This is a genomic window from Mesorhizobium sp. P2_D1, from assembly GCF_056404455.1.
Window position 1 is genome coordinate 48,944 of sequence record NZ_JBFUDZ010000027.1, and the last position, 17,012, is coordinate 65,955.

Annotated in this window: 13 protein-coding genes and 1 pseudogene; 12 read left to right on the forward strand and 2 right to left on the reverse strand. The window is 63.8% G+C overall.

All coding sequences use genetic code 11. From position 1 onward, the window contains the following. The first annotated feature begins 80 nt into the window (after positions 1-80). Together AC1D0I_RS19780 and AC1D0I_RS19785 are read left to right on the forward strand one after the other, a co-directional pair. Positions 81-1,958, forward strand: coding sequence for an ABC-F family ATP-binding cassette domain-containing protein (locus AC1D0I_RS19780; RefSeq protein WP_477397141.1), 1,878 nt, complete (start codon positions 81-83; stop codon positions 1,956-1,958). Positions 1,959-2,023: 65 nt separating this feature from the next. After that, positions 2,024-4,132 (forward strand): molybdopterin-containing oxidoreductase family protein, encoded by a 2,109-nt coding sequence (locus AC1D0I_RS19785; protein WP_477397143.1) that lies wholly within the window; start codon positions 2,024-2,026, stop codon positions 4,130-4,132. Between the two features lie 33 nt (positions 4,133-4,165). Here the strand turns inward: AC1D0I_RS19785 and AC1D0I_RS19790 are convergent, their stop codons facing one another. Both AC1D0I_RS19790 and AC1D0I_RS19795 read right to left on the reverse strand, forming a co-directional pair. Continuing rightward, positions 4,166-5,308, reverse strand: a complete 1,143-nt coding sequence (locus tag AC1D0I_RS19790) for a flavin-containing monooxygenase (RefSeq protein ID WP_477397145.1) — start codon at positions 5,306-5,308, stop codon at positions 4,166-4,168. A 76-nt stretch (positions 5,309-5,384) separates the two neighbouring features. Continuing rightward, complete coding sequence (locus AC1D0I_RS19795; protein ID WP_477397147.1) at positions 5,385-5,864, reverse strand: Lrp/AsnC family transcriptional regulator; 480 nt, start codon at positions 5,862-5,864, stop codon at positions 5,385-5,387. Between the two features lie 106 nt (positions 5,865-5,970). On the opposite strand from AC1D0I_RS19795, the gene AC1D0I_RS19800 reads away from it, so the two are divergent. The 10 genes and pseudogenes from AC1D0I_RS19800 (at position 5,971) to AC1D0I_RS19845 (ending at position 17,003) form a co-directional block, all read left to right on the forward strand. Further along, entirely contained in the window at positions 5,971-7,179 is a 1,209-nt protein-coding gene (locus AC1D0I_RS19800; RefSeq protein ID WP_477397149.1) for a diaminopropionate ammonia-lyase, read from the forward strand. Continuing rightward, positions 7,176-8,402 carry an allantoate amidohydrolase gene (locus AC1D0I_RS19805; protein ID WP_477397151.1) on the forward strand — a complete coding sequence of 409 codons (1,227 nt, stop codon included), beginning with the start codon at positions 7,176-7,178 and terminating at the stop codon, positions 8,400-8,402. Before AC1D0I_RS19800 ends, AC1D0I_RS19805 begins: the two co-directional genes overlap by 4 nt. A gap of 20 nt (positions 8,403-8,422) precedes the next feature. Further along, positions 8,423-9,595 carry an amidohydrolase gene (locus tag AC1D0I_RS19810; protein ID WP_477397153.1) on the forward strand — a complete coding sequence of 391 codons (1,173 nt, stop codon included), beginning with the start codon at positions 8,423-8,425 and terminating at the stop codon, positions 9,593-9,595. 108 nt (positions 9,596-9,703) lie between these two features. Further along, a pseudogene (locus tag AC1D0I_RS19815) lies at positions 9,704-10,500 on the forward strand (agmatinase family protein). A gap of 274 nt (positions 10,501-10,774) precedes the next feature. Beyond that, a complete protein-coding gene (locus tag AC1D0I_RS19820) occupies positions 10,775-10,948 on the forward strand; it encodes a hypothetical protein (protein ID WP_477397155.1) in 174 nt (57 codons plus the stop codon). Positions 10,949-11,034: 86 nt separating this feature from the next. Continuing rightward, positions 11,035-13,128 carry an ATP-dependent helicase gene (locus AC1D0I_RS19825; protein WP_477397157.1) on the forward strand — a complete coding sequence of 698 codons (2,094 nt, stop codon included), beginning with the start codon at positions 11,035-11,037 and terminating at the stop codon, positions 13,126-13,128. 15 nt (positions 13,129-13,143) lie between these two features. Beyond that, on the forward strand, positions 13,144-13,929 hold the full coding sequence (gene dapB / locus AC1D0I_RS19830) for a 4-hydroxy-tetrahydrodipicolinate reductase (protein ID WP_477397159.1): 786 nt from the start codon (positions 13,144-13,146) through the stop codon (positions 13,927-13,929). Between the two features lie 308 nt (positions 13,930-14,237). Next, positions 14,238-15,194: an ABC transporter substrate-binding protein gene (locus tag AC1D0I_RS19835; protein WP_457151407.1), complete on the forward strand. Its 957-nt coding sequence runs from the start codon at positions 14,238-14,240 to the stop codon at positions 15,192-15,194. Between the two features lie 109 nt (positions 15,195-15,303). Then, a complete protein-coding gene (locus tag AC1D0I_RS19840) occupies positions 15,304-16,113 on the forward strand; it encodes an ABC transporter ATP-binding protein (RefSeq protein ID WP_095086248.1) in 810 nt (269 codons plus the stop codon). Positions 16,114-16,124: 11 nt separating this feature from the next. Then, positions 16,125-17,003, forward strand: coding sequence for an ABC transporter permease (locus AC1D0I_RS19845; RefSeq protein WP_477397161.1), 879 nt, complete (start codon positions 16,125-16,127; stop codon positions 17,001-17,003). Positions 17,004-17,012 lie beyond the last annotated feature (9 nt).

The following is a 17,012-nucleotide window of genomic DNA, read 5'->3' on the forward strand; positions in this document are numbered from 1 at the left end:
GGCGTCGTTTTCAGGCCTTGTGCGGCCAACTGGTCCGCAAGGTCTTGCGAAGCGTTGATGTCCGGTGCAAAAGCGCGGCCATGCTGATCATCAACGACCTTTCGCTCCGCATGGCCGGACGCCTGCTTCTCGACCACGCCTCGCTGACCTTGCCGGCCGGCACCAAGGCCGGTCTTGTCGGTCGCAACGGCACCGGCAAGACGACGCTGTTCAAGGCCATCACCGGCGATCTCGCCTCCGAGACGGGCTCGATCAGCCTGCCCAAAAACACGCGCATCGGCCAGGTGGCGCAGGAAGCGCCCGGCACCGAGGACCCGCTGATCGAGATCGTGCTCAAGGCCGATCTGGAGCGGACGGCACTCCTTGAAGAGGAAAAGACCGCCACCGATCCGCACCGTATCGCCGACATCCACATGCGGCTGGCCGACATCGACGCGCACTCGGCCGAGTCGCGCGCGGCCACCATTCTTGCCGGTCTCGGCTTCGACGATGCTGCGCAGCGCCGCCCGGCCTCGTCATTTTCGGGCGGTTGGCGCATGCGCGTGGCGCTTGCGGCCGTACTGTTTGCCGAGCCCGACCTTTTGCTGCTCGACGAGCCGACCAACTATCTCGACCTCGAAGGCACGCTGTGGCTGGAAAACTATGTGTCGAAGTATCCGCACACCGTTCTTCTGATCTCGCATGATCGCGACCTGCTCAACCGCGCCGTCAATTCTATCGTTCATCTCGACCAGAAGAAGCTGACCTTCTGGCGTGGCGGCTACGATCAGTTCGAACGTCAGTATACCGAGCAGAAGGAACTGCAGGAGAAGGGCCGGGTCAAGCAGGAAGCCGCCCGCAAGCATATGGAATCCTTCGTCGAACGCTTCCGTGCCAAGGCTTCCAAGGCGAGACAGGCGCAGTCGCGCATCAAGGCGCTGGAGAAGATGAAGCCGATCGCCGCGATCGTCAACGATTCGGTGCGGCCGTTCTCCTTTCCCGAGCCGGTGAAGACGGTGGCCTCGCCGATCGTGGCGCTGAACAACGTCAATGTCGGCTACACCGAGGGGCAGCCGATCCTCAGGAAGATGACGCTGCGCATCGACGCCGACGACCGCATCGCGCTGCTCGGCGCCAACGGCAACGGCAAGTCGACCTTCGCCAAATTGCTGTCCGGTCGGCTGAAGCAGGAGACCGGCACCATGACGGTGGCGCCCGGCCTGAAGGTGGCCATCTTCGCCCAGCATCAGCTTGACGATCTCCGGCCTGAGGAGAACGCTTATGAGCATGTCCGCCGGCTGATGCCGGAGGCGCCGGAATCCAAGGTGCGCGGCCGTGTCGCCCAGTTCGGTCTCACCACCGAGAAGATGAACACCGCCGCCAAGGATCTGTCCGGCGGCGAGAAGGCTCGACTTCTGATGGGCCTGTCGGCCTTCGAGGGACCGAACCTGTTCATCCTCGACGAACCGACCAACCATCTCGACATCGACAGCCGCGAATCGCTGATCCATGCGCTGAACGAATTTCCGGGCGCCGTGATCCTGATCTCGCACGATCGCCATCTGCTCGAGGCGACCGCCGACCGGCTGTGGCTGGTCAAGGACGGCGCGGTCAACCCGTATGACGGCGATCTCGAGGACTACAAGACGCTGGTCACCGGTGTCTCCGGCGACCGCCGCGGCAAGCGCGAGGCGGACAAGGCGTCAAAGGCCGACCGCCGCCGCGATGCAGCAGCGCGTCGCGCCGCCTTCGAGCCGCTGGCCAAGGAAATCCGCGCCACCGAAGCGCTGATGGACCGCATCCGCAAGCGCATCGACGGCATCGAGGACGAACTGTCCAATCCGGCCGTCTACGAGAAGGATCCCTCGACGGCGACCCGGCTGGCCAAGGAGCGCTCGCAGCTGGCCCAAACGCTGGCCGGCCACGAGGAAAAATGGCTGACCATGTCGGCCGAATACGAGGAAGGCACGGCGGAGTAGGGGGGAGAAGGTAAGGGCCTCATCTGGCCCTACACGCCGCATCCGATAGCCGCTAGACAACCCCCATGAACCAGCACGCCAAGCTTCGCATCGGCCATTCGGCCTGTCCGCATGATTGCCCATCGACCTGCGCGCTCGAGGTTGAGCTGCTTGACGGCAACCGCATCGGCCGCGTCCATGGCGCCAAGGCCAACAGCTATACGGCAGGCGTCATCTGCGCCAAGGTCGCGCGCTATGCCGACCGCGTCCATCATCCCGACCGTCTGCTGAAGCCGCTGGTGCGGGTCGGCGCCAAGGGCGACGGCGCCTGGAAAGACGCCAGCTGGGAGGCCGCGCTCGACCTCGTCGCCGAAAAGTTCATCGCGGCCGAGAAGACATACGGCTCGGAGACCGTCTGGCCCTATTACTATGCCGGCACGATGGGGCTGGTGCAGCGCGACGGCATCGACCGGCTGCGCCACGCCAAGAAGTATTCCGGCTTTTTCGGTTCGATCTGCACCAATCTGGCCTGGACCGGCTGGATGATGGGGGCCGGAGCCTTGCGCGGACCCGATCCGCGCGAGATGGCGAAATCCGATTGCGTGGTGATCTGGGGCACCAATGCCGTGGTCACGCAGGTCAACGTCATGACCCACGCCATCAAGGCGCGCAAGGAGCGCGGCGCCAGGATCGTCGTCATCGACGTCTATGAGAACGCGACGATGAGGCAGGCCGACCTCGGCCTGGTGCTGAAGCCCGGCACCGACGGAGCACTGGCCTGCGCGGTCATGCACGTGCTGTTCAGGGAAGGCATGGCCGACCGCGCCTATCTCGAAAAATACACCGATGACCCAAAGGGGCTGGAAGAGCATCTGCGGACGCGCACGCCGGAATGGGCGGCCAGCATCACCGCTCTGACGGTCGCCGAGATCGAGGCTTTCGCCCGCCTCGTCGGCACGACCAAGAAGACCTATTTCCGTCTCGGTTACGGGTTTTCGCGCCAGCGCAACGGCTCGGTCAACATGCACGCCGCCGCCTCCATCGCCGCCGTCACCGGCTGCTGGCAATATGAGGGCGGTGGCGCCTTCCATTCCAATTCCGGCATCTTCAAGCTCAACCAGGAGGTGCTGGAAGGTACGAAGATGCGCGATCCCTCGGTCCGCTATCTCGACCATTCGCGCATCGGCCCGGTGCTGACCGGGGCAAAGGACGCGCTCTATGGCGGCCCGCCGGTGACGGCGATGCTGATCCAGAACACCAACCCTGTTAATGTCGCGCCCGAGCAGCGGCTGGTGAAGCAGGGTTTTCTGCGCGACGACCTGTTCACCTGCGTGCACGAGCAGTTCATGACCGACACGGCAAAGCTCGCCGATGTCGTGTTGCCGGCGACAATGTTCCTCGAGCATGACGACGTCTACAAGGGCGGCGGCAACCAGCACATCACGCTCGGCCCCAAGCTGATCGACCCGCCGGAAGGGCCACGCACCAACCATTTCGTCATCGAGGAACTGGCTGAGCGCCTCGGCGTCGCCGATCGTCCAGGCTTCGGCCTGACAGAACAGCAGCATATCGACATCATCCTGGGCAAGCGCGGGCTGGGTAGCTTCGACAGCTTGAAGGAAGACAAGTGGGTTGACCTGCAGCCGGATTTCGACACCGCGCATTTCATCAAGGGGTTCGGCCATGCGGATGGAAAATTCCGCTTCCGCGCCGACTGGACCGGGCAGGCGGCGCCCAACCGGCCGCCGAAGAGCATGGGTCTGTTCGGCCCGGTGGAGCGGCTGCCGGAATTCCCCGACCATGTCGACCTGATCGAGGTCGCCGATGAGGCGCATCCGTTCCGGCTGGCGACATCGCCGGCGCGCAATTTCCTCAACTCGACATTTTCGGAAACGCCGGTGTCGAAGGCCAAGGAAGTGCGGCCGGAACTGCTTCTGCATCCCGACGATGCGGCGGCCCATGGGCTTGCCGACGGCGACCGCGTCGAGGTCGGCAACCAGCGCGGCGAAGTGGTGCTGCACGCAAGACTGTTCGATGGCATCAAGCGTGGCGTCGTCATCGCCGAGGGCATCTGGCCAAACAGCGCGCATGAGCGCGGCGAAGGCATCAACGTTCTGACCGGCGCCGATGCGCCGGCACCCTATGGCGGCGCTGCCTTCCACGACAACAAGGTGTGGCTGCGAGCGGCAGGCTGAAGCTGAAGAGAGATCTCCTCCTCTCGTGCCAAATCATACCGGCAGGACTTCGGCCGCCTTCTTTCGGTCTCGCCGCAGCCGGATGTCGTCGGCGATCTGCCCTGCCTCGATCGAGATTTCGCGCAGCAATCCGGTGACCGGATTGTGAAAGCCGATGAGATAGAGGCCGAGTTCCGAAGCCCTCCCATTGACGCCGCTGCGGCCCGGCTGGATGCCAGGCTGCAGCAACCTGGCGTAGCCCGGCCGGAAGCCGGTGGCGAAGATGATCGAATCGAACTCGCCATGCTTGCCGTCGGCAAAATGGGCACCTTGCTCGGTGATCTCGGCAATGTCGGGTGCGACCTTGATCGCGCCTTCGCGGATCTTGCCGACCGTGCCGACATCGATCACCGGAATGCGCGACGCCACGGCGATCTGCTGCAACATCCCTTGGCTCGGTCGCTTGAGCCCGTATTTCTCCAGCCTGCCCAGTGCCAGATCGAGGATGACGGGGAACAAGGCATCACTGATGCGTTGCGGCATCAGGCGAGCCGCCATGCCGACCATCTGGATAGGCACGCCAAGCAACTCGCGCGGCACGATATGAACGCCGCCGCGCACCGAAATCGTCGGCCGCGCACCGCCTTCCACCAGATCGAGCGCGATCTCGGCGCCGGTGTTGCCCATACCGACGATCAGCACCGACTGGCCGGCAAAAGGCGTGGCGTTGCGGTAGTCGGCGCTATGCAGCCTCTGACCCCTGAAAGCCTCGGCGCCGGCAAATCCGGGCATCAGCGGCTCGGCGTTGTAGCCCGACGCGATCACCACGTGGGAGGCATGCAGGGCGACGGATGTCGCCTCGACATGCCAGCCTCTGCCTTGCCGGGTAATCATCCTCACTGTCTGTCCAAAGCGGGGCCGTAGTTCGAAGCGTTGCGCGTAGGCATCGAGATATTCGGCGAAGAGATCGCGCGGCACATAGCGCGGGTAGTCCTTGGGAAAGGGCACGAATGGCAGCGAGGAAAAGCGTTTGGTCGTGTGCAGGTGGACGCGCTCATAGTGGCTTCGCCACGCGGGTGCTGCCTGCGCCTCTTTTTCGAGAAGAACGAAGTCGACCCCGGCCTGCCGCAGGCACGCCGCAACAGCCAGACCCGCTGGCCCGGCACCGATGATTGCAACTGGGGTGGTGTCGTCCAAGCGCGCCTCCGCCAAACAAATTCGCGTCCGGAGAATGTCAAAAGCATGGCAGCCGGGTCTGGCTGCCAGCAAATTCTCAACCGGGCAAGGGCACCGTCAGCCCGACCTTGACGCGGTCCATGGCGACGAAGGTGCGGAACTTCCGCACATTGTTGCTGTCGAAGAACAGTTTTCGCGTGAGCGCCTCATAGGCGCCCATGTCGGCGACGGTGATGACCAGGATGAAATCGGCCTCGCCGGTGACGTAGTAGCATTGCTGGACTTCCGGCGCGCCCGAGAACTGCCGCTTGGCCGCATCGATGAGTTCGGTGCGTTCGCTCTCGAGCTCCACCTCGACGAAGATGGTGATGGGCTGGCCGACCGCCGCCGGCTCGACCAGGGCAACATTGCCGGCAATGACGCCCGTCTGTTCCATGCGCTTGATGCGGCGTTGCACTGCCGGCGCCGAAAGATTGACGGCCTCGCCAATCACCCGCTGCGGAGTCGTGTTGTCCCGTTGCAGAATGCCGAGGATGGCGAGATCGAAACTGTCGAGTGAGGGCGGCGATGCAGGCAATGGAGACATCCCTGACGAAACAAACTTGCATTTCGAGGGTCGTATTACAGCGCACTTTGCGCCGGTCCTGCAATATGTTCTCGCTGAACTGCCAAGGAGGCCGCCAGTGTTCTTGCCCAACCACAATGTCTTGCACCGCCAGCCGCTCGACGCGGCTGATGCCGAAACGCTTGGGGTCGCCGGGGCCGACACGGTCGAGCGTTTTCTCGCCCATCGCGACAATCACCGGACAACGCCGCTGCATGCGCTGCCGGCGCTGGCGACTGAACTCGGTCTCGGTTCGTTGCATGTGAAGGATGAAGGCTTTCGCCTCGGCCTCGGTAGCTTCAAGGCTCTGGGCGGCGCCTATGCTGTCTTCCGCCTGGTGCTGGAAGAGGCAGGTCGGTCGCTTGGTCGACCCGTCGATGTGGCCGATCTTAGCCAGCCGGATGTTCGGGCGGTTGCCGCGACGATGACGGTTGCCTGCGCCACCGACGGCAATCACGGCCGGTCGGTCGCGCAAGGGGCGCAACTCGTCGGTGCGCGGGCAGTGATTTTCGTCCACGCCGGCGTCAGCCAGCAGCGTATCGCCGCCATCGCTCGCTATGGAGCCGAAATGATCCGCGTCGACGGCAACTATGACGACTCGGTCAGGCAAGCCGCCCAAGTTTCGGCCGAGAAGGGCTGGACCGTGGTCTCCGACACCTCTTGGCCGGGCTATGAGCGCATTCCCGGCCTCGTCATGCAGGGCTATACGGCGATTGTGCGCGAAGCATTGCGCCAGCTCCGGCAGCCACCGACCCATGTGTTCGTCCAGGCCGGTGTCGGCGGCATTGCCGCCGCGGTCGCCGGCTATCTTACCATCGTGCTCGGCGATGCCAGGCCGACCTTCATCGTGGTCGAACCCGCGCGTGCCGCGTGCGTTGTCGCGGCCGCCCAGGCGGGGCGCGTGGTGAAGGTTGCGCATGGCGAGGCGACGGTGATGGCGATGCTGGAATGCTACGAGGCCTCTCCGGTCGCCTGGCGGGTGTTGGCGCGTGCCGCTGACGCCTTCATGACGGTGGATGAGGACGAGGCCATAGCGGTGATGCGGCGGCTGGCGCAGCCACGTGCCGGCGATCCGGTGATCGTCGCCGGAGAAAGCGGCGGCGTCGGCCTTGCAGGGCTGATCCGGGCGGTGGCCGACAACCAGGCCGACCTTGGACTCGACGGCAAATCCCGGGTGCTGGTGATCAACACCGAAGGCGCCACCGACCCGCATCGCTATGCCGAACTGGTCGGCATGAGCCCGGCCGATGTGCTGGCCGGCAAGATGCTTGCGGGAGCAGATTTGTGATCGCCGTCGACACGCAGCGCCTGCTTGGCCGTATCCGTGAACTCGGCGCCGTCGGTCGTGACAGCGAGGGCAGGCTGATCCGATTGGCCGCCTCCGACACCGACAGGCTGGGCCGCGACCTCTTCGTTGGCTGGCTGCGGCAGGCCGGGCTCGATGTCGCCATCGACCGGGTCGGCAACATTTTCGGCATCTGGCAAAGCCCCGACAATGCCGGGCAGGCGCCACTGCTCATCGGCTCGCATATCGACACGGTCATCGATGCCGGCATCTATGACGGCTGCTACGGCGTGCTTGCCGGGCTGGAGGTGATCGAGACCCTCAAGGCATCGGGCTTTTCGCCGTCGCGCCCGGTCGCGGTTGCCGCCTTCACCAACGAGGAGGGCGTGCGCTATACCCCCGATATGATGGGTTCGCTAGTGCATGCCGGCGGCATCGGTTTCGAGACGGTGCTGGCGGCTGTCGGCACCGACGGCAGCGTGCTGGGGCAAGAGCTTGCCCGCATCGGCTATGCCGGTGACAAGGAGCCCGGCTTCCTCAAGCCGCACGCCTATCTCGAGCTGCATATCGAGCAGGGGCCGGTGCTGGAGCGCGAAGGCGTGCCGATCGGCGCGGTGGAGAATCTGCAGGGCATCTCCTGGCAACGCATCACCATCGACGGCGTCGCCAACCATGCCGGCACCACGCCGATGTCGATGCGCAGCGACGCCGGCTACGCCGCCGCGCGGGTCATCACCTTCCTGCACGATAGGGCCAAGGCCTCGAACACGCCGACGGTCGCCACCGTCGGCACGATGCGCTTCGAGCCGAATGCCATCAACGTGATTCCCTCCCAGGCCGTCTTCACCGTCGATCTGCGCGACCCCGATGAGCAGCGCCTGCAGGCGGAGGAGGCCGCACTTGCTGCCTGTCTCGAACAGCTTGCCGACACCGAAGGCGTGACGATCTCGGTCGAGCGGCTGGCCCGCTTCGAGCCGGTGATCTTCGACATCCGCATTGTCGAACTGATCGAGGCTGCCGCGAAAAACCGCGGTCTCGGCGTCAAACGCATGACGTCAGGCGCCGGCCACGATGCACAGATGATGGCGCGTATCGCGCCGGCAGCGATGATCTTCGTGCCGAGCGCCGGCGGCATCAGCCACAATCCGCGCGAGCACACCGAGGATGCCGAGCTTGTTGCCGGCGCCAACATCCTGCTTGATGTGGTCACGGAACTGGCAAGGTAGGTCGGGAGAGGCAAGAAGAAATGTCCGAATTCGATCGTGACGCGCTGAAGCAGGAGATGATTGTCTGGCGGCGTGATCTGCACGCACATCCGGAGTTCGGCTTCGAGGAAACGCGCACCGCGGCCTTTGTCGCCACCAAGCTGCGCGAATTCGGCCTCGATGATGTCACTGAGGGCGTCGGCGGCACCGGCGTCGTCGGCACGTTGAAACGCGGCAGCGGCAACCGGGCGATTGCGCTAAGGGCCGACATGGATGCCTTGCGCATCACCGAGCAATCCGCCGCGCCCTACCGTTCCGGCAATCCCGGCATCATGCATGCCTGCGGCCATGACGGCCACACCACGATGCTGCTCGGCGCGGCAAAGCTGCTGGCCGCCGAGGGCGGTTTCGACGGCACCGTGCGCTTCGTCTTTCAGCCGGCCGAGGAATGGGGCAAAGGGGCATTGGCCATGCTCGCCGATGGCCTGATGCTGCGCTTTCCCTTTGACGAAATCTTTGGCCTCCACAACATGCCCGGCCTGCCCATCGGACATTTCGAGACCCGCGCCGGCCCGATCATGTCGGCAGAGGACAATTTCGAGATCGTGCTGAAGGGGCTCGGCGGCCACGCCGCGCGGCCGCATTCGGGGAACGAAACGCTGGTCGCCGCCTGCGCGCTGGTCACTAATCTGCAGACCATCGTCTCGCGCCGACTGAGCCCGGCCGACATATCGGTGGTTTCGGTGACCGAGCTGATCACCGACGGCACCCGCAACGCACTGCCCGGTCTTGCCCGCATTCTCGGCGATGCGCGCAGCTTCCGCCCCGAGGTCAGCGCCGAAATCGAGCGGCAGATGCGCATCATCGCGGAGGGCACCGCCGTCGCCTACAATGTTAGCGCCGAGGTCAGTTACAGCCGCGAGTTCGTGCCGCTAAGCAACGATGCCGAACTGGTTGAAGCGGCGTTTGCTGCCGCAAGAAACGTCTTCGAGCCCGGCAACATCGCCGTCGCGCGCGAGCCGATGACCGCCTCTGAGGATTTCGCCCGCTTCCTCGACCATGTGCCGGGGTGCTTCGTCTTCCTCGGCAATGGCGAGACGTCGGCGCCGCTGCACAATTCGAGCTACGACTTCAATGATGACGGGCTGCTGTTCGGCACCAATTTCCACGTCGCCATGGTCAGGCAAAGGCTGGGCGGCGAAGCCGGGAGTTGATTGCGTTTTGATTGCCAGGGCGCGCCCGCCGCTGGCCCAAACACCATCGCTATCGCCAGCCAGCTCCCGCGTTTACTGAAACTCGCTGCTGATGGAGATCGGACGCCGATGACCAGGATTTCGCTGCTGGGAATTCCCCACGACGACAACTCGTCTTTCTTCAAGGGCCCGGCGCAAGCACCTGCCCATATCCGTCCCGAATTGTTCTCCGATGCCTACAGCATGTGGAGCGAAACCGGTTTTGATCTGACCGACAGGCTTGTCGATCATGGCGACATCGGCTTCGACACCGCCACCGATCCATGGGACCTGATCGAAGGTGAGGTTGGGCGCGTGCTGGAGCTGGGCGATCCTCTGATCTGCCTCGGCGGCGACCACGCCATTTCCTGGCCGATACTGCGCGCGGTGCGCCGCCGACATCCCAGCCTGACCATTCTGCACATCGACGCGCATCCCGATATGTACGATGCCTATCAGGGCAATCCGCGCTCCCACACCTCGCCCTTTGCCCGCATCATGGAAGAGCGGCTTGCCGACCGCCTCATCCAGGTCGGCCTGCGGACCGTCAACGACCATCATCGCGACCAGTTCAAGCGGTTCGGTGTCGAGGTGATCGAGGCGGCGCGGTTTGGCGACGATCTGCGGCTCGATCTCAAGACGCCGGTCTACATCTCGATGGACCTCGACGGGCTCGACCCCGCCTTTGCGCCAGGCGTTTCGCATCGCGAACCCGGCGGTCTGACCACCGTCAGGTCATCAGCCTGATTCAATCGGTCAACCAGCCGATCGTGGCGGCTGATATCGTTGAACTAAACCCGCCTCGCGACATCGCCAATCTGACCGCCACCGTGGCGGCAAAACTGCTCAAGGAAATTGCCGGGATGATGGTCAAGACACGACTGTGACGGGCCGGCGACGTGCAGGTCGGTGAGGGGTACGTGTTTGACGAAGACAATCACCCGGTGACGCAGGGGCAAGACTCAGCTAGCCTGTCACTTGCGGCGGACCTGATTTATCCGCTTGGCCGGCGCTTCATTCTTCCTCCCAAGCGGCGCCGGCCTTCTTCCCAAGAAGCCCCATTCGCGGTGCCCCGATCTCCTACTATGCGGTCAAGACGGTCGCCAGGGGAACCAAATTCCGTTTCCTCGGTTGGTCCTGCTCCAATGGAGTGTTGCAACCATGTTCCGTCTGCTTGTCACCGGCGCTTTGGCCTATGTCACCTACCGCATCGCCAGGAAGATGGTGGAGGACGTGCCCGATACGGTCGACCCGCTGCTGTTGCCGCCATCGCAACACGATCGTGAGGCTTTGCGCCGCCAGTCGGCTGCGATGGGGATCGATCCCCAGCGCTAGCCACGGCTGTCACGCTTCGGCTGCAGGGCAGGCTGACATTCTCGCATCAGCGTTGCGAACAAAGCAGAAACGATGCTTGATGGGGGATGAACCTCGCCACCTCTGATTCGATTTTTCGGGAACCGACCGTCCAGCCTGCCTATCTCGCCCGGCTGAACGACGCCCAGCGTCTGGCCGTCGAGCATGGCGACGGCAGGATTGCCGGACCGCTGCTGGTCATTGCCGGCGCCGGTTCAGGCAAGACCAACACGCTGGCGCATCGCGTCGCCCATCTGATCGTCAAGGGGGCCGACCCGCGCCGCATCCTGCTGATGACCTTTTCGCGCCGCGCCGCGTCCGAAATGGCCAGGCGCGTCGAGCGCATCGCCGGCGAGGTGCTCGGCCGCGACGCCGCGGTGATCACCGACGCTCTGACCTGGGCCGGCACCTTTCACGGTATCGGCGCCCGGCTGCTGCGCGACTATGCGCATGAGATTGGCCTCGATCCGGCCTTCACCATCCACGATCGCGAGGATTCCGCCGACCTGATGAATCTGATCCGGCATGAGCTGGGGTTCTCGAAGACGGAAGCGCGCTTTCCGACCAAGGGCACCTGCCTTGCCATCTATTCGCGTGCCGTCAACGCGCAGGCGCCGCTGGGCGAAGTGCTGGGGTCCGCCTTTCCCTGGTGCGCCGGCTGGGCCGAGCAGCTGAAGCAATTGTTCGCCGGATATGTCGAGGCCAAGCAGGCGCAGAACGTGCTCGATTACGACGACCTGCTGCTCTACTGGGCGCAGATGGCGGCCGAGCCTGAAATAGCCGCGCATCTGGGTGGGCGTTTCGACCATGTGCTGGTCGACGAATACCAGGATACCAACCGGCTGCAGGCCTCGATCCTGATGGCGCTCAAACCCGACGGCGCCGGGCTGACGGTGGTCGGCGACGATGCGCAGTCGATCTATTCGTTCCGTGCCGCCGAGGTGCGCAACATCCTCGATTTTCCCAAGCAGTTCGCGCAGGCCGCCGACGTGGTGATGCTGGAGCGCAATTATCGCTCGACCGAGACCATCCTGGCCGCCGCCAATGCGGTGATCGGCGAGGCCTCGGAGCGCTTTACCAAGAACCTTTGGTCGGAGCGCAAATCCACCGACAAGCCAAGGCTGGTGAGCGTGCGCGATGAGGTCGAGCAGGCCAATTTCGTCTGCGATACCATTCTGGCCGAGCGAGAAGCTGGCACGGCGCTGAAATCGCAGGCGGTGCTGTTTCGCGCCTCGCATCACAGCGGCCCGCTGGAGATCGAGCTGACCCGGCGCAACATTCCCTTCGTCAAGTTCGGCGGCCTGAAGTTCCTCGATGCTGCTCACGTCAAGGATGTGCTTGCGGTGCTGCGCTTTGCCGAAAACCCGCGCGACCGCGTCGCCGGCTTCCGCGTGCTGCAGCTGATGCCGGGCATCGGCCCTTCGGTCGCGGCGCAGATCGTCGAGACGATGACGACGGCGCTGGACGAGGCGATGGGGTTGGCCGGCTGGCGCCCGCCGCAGCGCGCGGCCGATGACTGGCCGGGCTTCGTCGCGCTCTATTCCGGCCTGCGGGCCGGCGCCAAATGGCCGGCCGATCTCGAACAGGTCAGGCTCTGGTACGAGCCGCATCTGGAGCGCATCCACGAGGATGCGATCACGCGCCGGGCCGACATTTTGCAGCTCGAACAGATCGGCTCGGGCTATGCCTCACGCGAACGCTTCCTCACCGAGCTGACGCTCGATCCACCGGACGCCACCAGCGACCAGGCCGGGCCACCGCACCGTGACGAGGATTATCTGATCCTGTCGACCATCCATTCGGCCAAGGGCCAGGAATGGAAGAATGTCTTCGTGCTCAACACGGTCGACGGCTGCATCCCGGCCGATCTCGGCGTCGGCACCAAGGAGGACATCGAGGAGGAGCGCCGGCTGCTCTACGTGGCGATGACCAGGGCCAAGGACAATCTGAGCTTGGTCATGCCGCAGCGCTTCTTTCCGCACGGCCAGGCGGCGCGCGGCGACCGCCATCTCTATGCCTCGCGCACCCGTTTCATCCCGGCCTCGATCCTCGCTGCCTTCCAGCAGGTCTCGTGGCCGAGCGCGCAAGCGGCACAGGGCAGGGCGCCCCGGCCGGAGGTGCGCGTCGACATTGGCGCGCGCATGCGCGGCATGTGGAAATAGCCGCGAGATAGCGCCATGCCCCAACCACCGGTCAGGATCGCCATCGCGGGTGCGCTGGGCCGCATGGGCCGCCAGATGGCGGACGCCGTCCAGGCCGATGCGCGGCTGGCGCTCGCCGGTCGCTTCCACCGACCGGGCATTGTCGGCGAAGGGCTGGTGAGCCGCGACGAGGCACTTGCCGTGGCCGATGTGGTGATCGATTTCACCACGCCGTCGGCCTCGGCCGATCTGGCAAGGTTTTGCGCCGATCGTGGCGGGCCAGCCCTGGTCGTTGGATCGACAGGCTTCGATGCTGCTGAGCTGGCCGCCATCGCCGATGCCGCGAAAACCATCGCCATCGTCCGCTCCGGCAGCTTTTCGCTCGGGCTGAACATGCTGGTCGGACTGGTCGAGCAGGCGGCGCGAGCGCTTGATCCCGAGGACTGGGATGTCGAGATCGTCGAGGCGCATCATCGCCACAAGATCGATGCGCCGTCCGGGACGGCGCTGATGCTGGGACAAGCCGCCGCCAGCGGGCGCGGCATCGAACTGGACACGGTCGCAAGGCGCGTCCGCGATGGCGTCACAGGCGTGCGGCCGCCCGGTGAGATCGGCTTTGCGGTGATGCGCGGCGGCAGCATCGTCGGCGATCACAGCGTCAGCTTCTGCGCCGAGGGCGAGACGGTGACCTTGTCGCATGCGGCCGGCGACCGCAGCATGTTCGCCCGTGGCGCCATCGCCGCCGCACTCTGGGTGGCGGGGCGCTCGCCCGGTGAATACGACATGCGCGACGTGCTGGGATTGAGCGACCGAGCGAGGTGAACGGACCGCGCCCGGATCTTGTGATTAGCCAAACGAACTGCTGCTGATCCTCGTTTTCGGCAACTGGCTCTATCCAGATCATGATCGGGCCAGCATCGGCTTACCGATCAGTAAGGTTTGCGGTGATTTTCGGCACGGCCTTGAAAGGTGAATGAAAGCTTGGTGCCATAAGTGTTGGGCGCGCGCCCCGTATTTGTCGCGGAAAGCGATGGGAGAGAGAGGGCGCGGGAAACGAACAAAGGGAAGAGGCCATGTCGCTCGCGCGAATACTGCTTGATTCAGCCGCCACAACCGCACTCGTCGCCACCATGGCCTTGTCCGCGCCGTCAGCGCGCGCCGACGAAAAAGTCTCCATCATGGTCGGCGGCTATGAGAAACAGATCTATCTGCCCGCCAAGCTGACCGAAGCGCTCGGTTACTTCAAGGACGAGGGTCTCGACGTCGAGTTGCTGAATGAACCGGCCGGCGTCGATGCCGAAAACGAGATGCTCGCCGGTGCCGTCCAAGGGGTTGTCGGCTTCTACGATCATTGCATCGACCTGCAGGCAAAGGGCAAATTCGTCGAATCCATCGTCCAGTTCAGCCAGGCGCCGGGCGAGGTCGAGCTTGTTTCGACGAAACACCCCGAGATCAAATCGCCTGCCGACTTCAAGGGCATGAGCCTGGGCGTGACCGGTCTGGGCTCATCGACGAATTTTCTTACCGAATATCTCGCAGTCAAGAACGGTTTGAAGCTCGGTGACTTCACCTCGGTTCCGGTCGGCGCCGGCACCACCTTCATCGCGGCCATGCAGCAGGACAAGATCCAGGCAGGTATGACGACAGAGCCGACGATCACGCGACTGCTGAAGACCGGCGAAGCGTCCGTTCTCATCGACATGCGCACAATGGAAGGCACCAAGGCTGCTCTCGGCGGCACCTACCCGGCCGCCTCCCTCTATATGCAGACCGATTGGGTCGAAGCGCATAAGGACGTCGTGCAGAAGCTGGCCAATGCCTTCGTCAAGACGCAGAAATTCATCAACACCCACACGGGCGCCGAAATCGCCGACAAGATGCCGAAAGACTATTATGTCGGCGACAAGGAGGGCTACGTGAAGGCCCTCGATGCAGGCAAGGCCATGTTCACTCCCGACGGGATCATGCCCGAAGGGGGTCCTGAGACAGTGCTGACGGTTCTTTCGGCCTTCAAGAAGGAACTGCAGGGCAAGCAGATCGACCTCTCCAAGACCTACACCTCGGAATTCGTCAAGAACGCCAAGTAGCAGACAGTGCCGGCGCGATGAACGACATCGCGCCGGTGCCCGTCAGTTTTTCACGTCCGGCGGCCTTGGGCCGACGGGCGAGCGTCGGCTCGTACCCAGGAGTTCCACCATGGCCATTGAAAAAAATGCACCGGCGATCGAGCTGATCAACGTCAGCCGGCGTTTCCTTTCACCCACCGGCAAATCGCTGACAGCATTACGCGATTTCACCATGACCGTTGAACGCGGCGAATTTGTCGCCGTTGTCGGCCCGACCGGTTGCGGAAAATCCACAACCCTCAACCTTGTCACGGGGTTGGCAAGCCCAAGTGCCGGCGAGGTTCGCGTCATGGGCGCCCCGGTCACGGGAATAGACCCGCGCATCGGTTTTGTTTTCCAAAGTGACGCCTTGTTTCCTTGGCGAACGGTGATCGAAAACGTGATGGCTGGTCCACTTTTTCGCGGTAGAGCGAAGTCGGACGCTACGGCCGCAGCGCGCGACTGGCTGGCGCGTGTCGGCTTGTCACGTTTCGAGCAGCACTATCCGCATCAGCTTTCTGGCGGCATGCGCAAACGTGTGGCGTTGGCCCAGACTTTTATAAACGGACCCGAGATTCTTCTCATGGATGAGCCGTTTTCCGCGCTCGATGTTCAGACGCGCGTGCTGATGCACGAGGAATTGCTGCGCCTGTGGTCTGAGGCAAAGGCTTCGGTGGTCTTCGTCACGCATGATCTCGAAGAGGCGATTGCGCTCGCCGACAAGGTCTATGTCCTGACCGCCGGACCGGCCACGGTGAAATCTGTCTACACCATCGATCTGCCGCGCCCGCGCGTGGTTGCCGATATCCGCTACGAGCAGAGCTTCATCAATTACTCGCGCACGATCTGGGCCGACCTCAAGGAAGAGGTTGAAACCAGCTATGCGCGCGCCGCAGCCTGAGGAGTAACGCCATGACCGATGCCGCCATTGACATCAGCGCAGGAGCTTTCAGGCCGGGCACTTCGGATGCGGAAATCGAGGCAGCCGCCGCGAAGGCGGCACGGCACCGCCGCCGCACCGTGATATTCTGGCGGGTCGGCATTCTGATCGCCTTTCTCGGCCTGTGGGAAATCGCCGCGCGCCAAGCCTGGATCGATCCGTTCTTCTACGCAATGCCGAGCGCGATCGTGCAGCGGCTGTACGAATGGACGACAGAAGGAACGTCAGAGGGGCCTCTGTGGTACCACCTCTATGTCACAATGGAGGAATCGGTCATCGGCTTTGTGACTGGCTCGGTTGCTGGGATCATCATCGGCGTCGCGCTCGGCCGTAACCGGATGGCCGCCGATATCTTCTCCATCTACATCAAGGTGATCAACTCCATTCCGCGCGTGGTTCTGGCGCCGATTTTCATCATGATTCTCGGCCTCGGCCTCGCTTCGAAGGTGGCACTTGCCTTCGTGATGGTTTTCTTCGTCGTGTTCCACAATGCCTTCCAGGGCGTCCGGGAAGCCGACAGGGCGATGATCGCCAACGCGCGCATTTTGGGTGCATCCAACTGGCAGTTGACCCGTTCGGTGATCGTCCCTTCGGCGATGAGCTGGATTTTCGCCAGCCTGCATGTCAGCTTCGGCTTTGCCATCATCGGCGCGATCGTTGGCGAGTTCGTCGGCTCGCGTTACGGCATCGGCCTGCTGATCAACATCGCCAAGGGATCCTTCGACGCCGCCGGCATGTATGCCGCGATCGTCATCGTCATGGTGGTGGCGCTCGGTGCCGAATATCTGATGACCATGGTCGAGGATCGCTTGGCGAAATGGCGTCCCCAGCCACTGCATGAGACGCAGTGAGCAGCAAGC

What these genes read in the sequence shown, in the direction of transcription:
- AC1D0I_RS19840 (WP_095086248.1), top strand. Translation starts at nt 15,304, where the DNA reads ATGGCCATTGAAAAAAATGCACCGGCGATCGAGCTGATCAACGTCAGC.
- AC1D0I_RS19810 (WP_477397153.1), top strand. Translation starts at nt 8,423, where the DNA reads ATGTCCGAATTCGATCGTGACGCGCTGAAGCAGGAGATGATTGTCTGG.
- AC1D0I_RS19785 (WP_477397143.1), top strand. Translation starts at nt 2,024, where the DNA reads ATGAACCAGCACGCCAAGCTTCGCATCGGCCATTCGGCCTGTCCGCAT.
- AC1D0I_RS19845 (WP_477397161.1), top strand. Translation starts at nt 16,125, where the DNA reads ATGACCGATGCCGCCATTGACATCAGCGCAGGAGCTTTCAGGCCGGGC.
- AC1D0I_RS19780 (WP_477397141.1), top strand. Translation starts at nt 81, where the DNA reads ATGCTGATCATCAACGACCTTTCGCTCCGCATGGCCGGACGCCTGCTT.
- dapB (WP_477397159.1), top strand. Translation starts at nt 13,144, where the DNA reads ATGCCCCAACCACCGGTCAGGATCGCCATCGCGGGTGCGCTGGGCCGC.
- AC1D0I_RS19825 (WP_477397157.1), top strand. Translation starts at nt 11,035, where the DNA reads ATGAACCTCGCCACCTCTGATTCGATTTTTCGGGAACCGACCGTCCAG.
- AC1D0I_RS19835 (WP_457151407.1), top strand. Translation starts at nt 14,238, where the DNA reads ATGGCCTTGTCCGCGCCGTCAGCGCGCGCCGACGAAAAAGTCTCCATC.
- AC1D0I_RS19820 (WP_477397155.1), top strand. Translation starts at nt 10,775, where the DNA reads ATGTTCCGTCTGCTTGTCACCGGCGCTTTGGCCTATGTCACCTACCGC.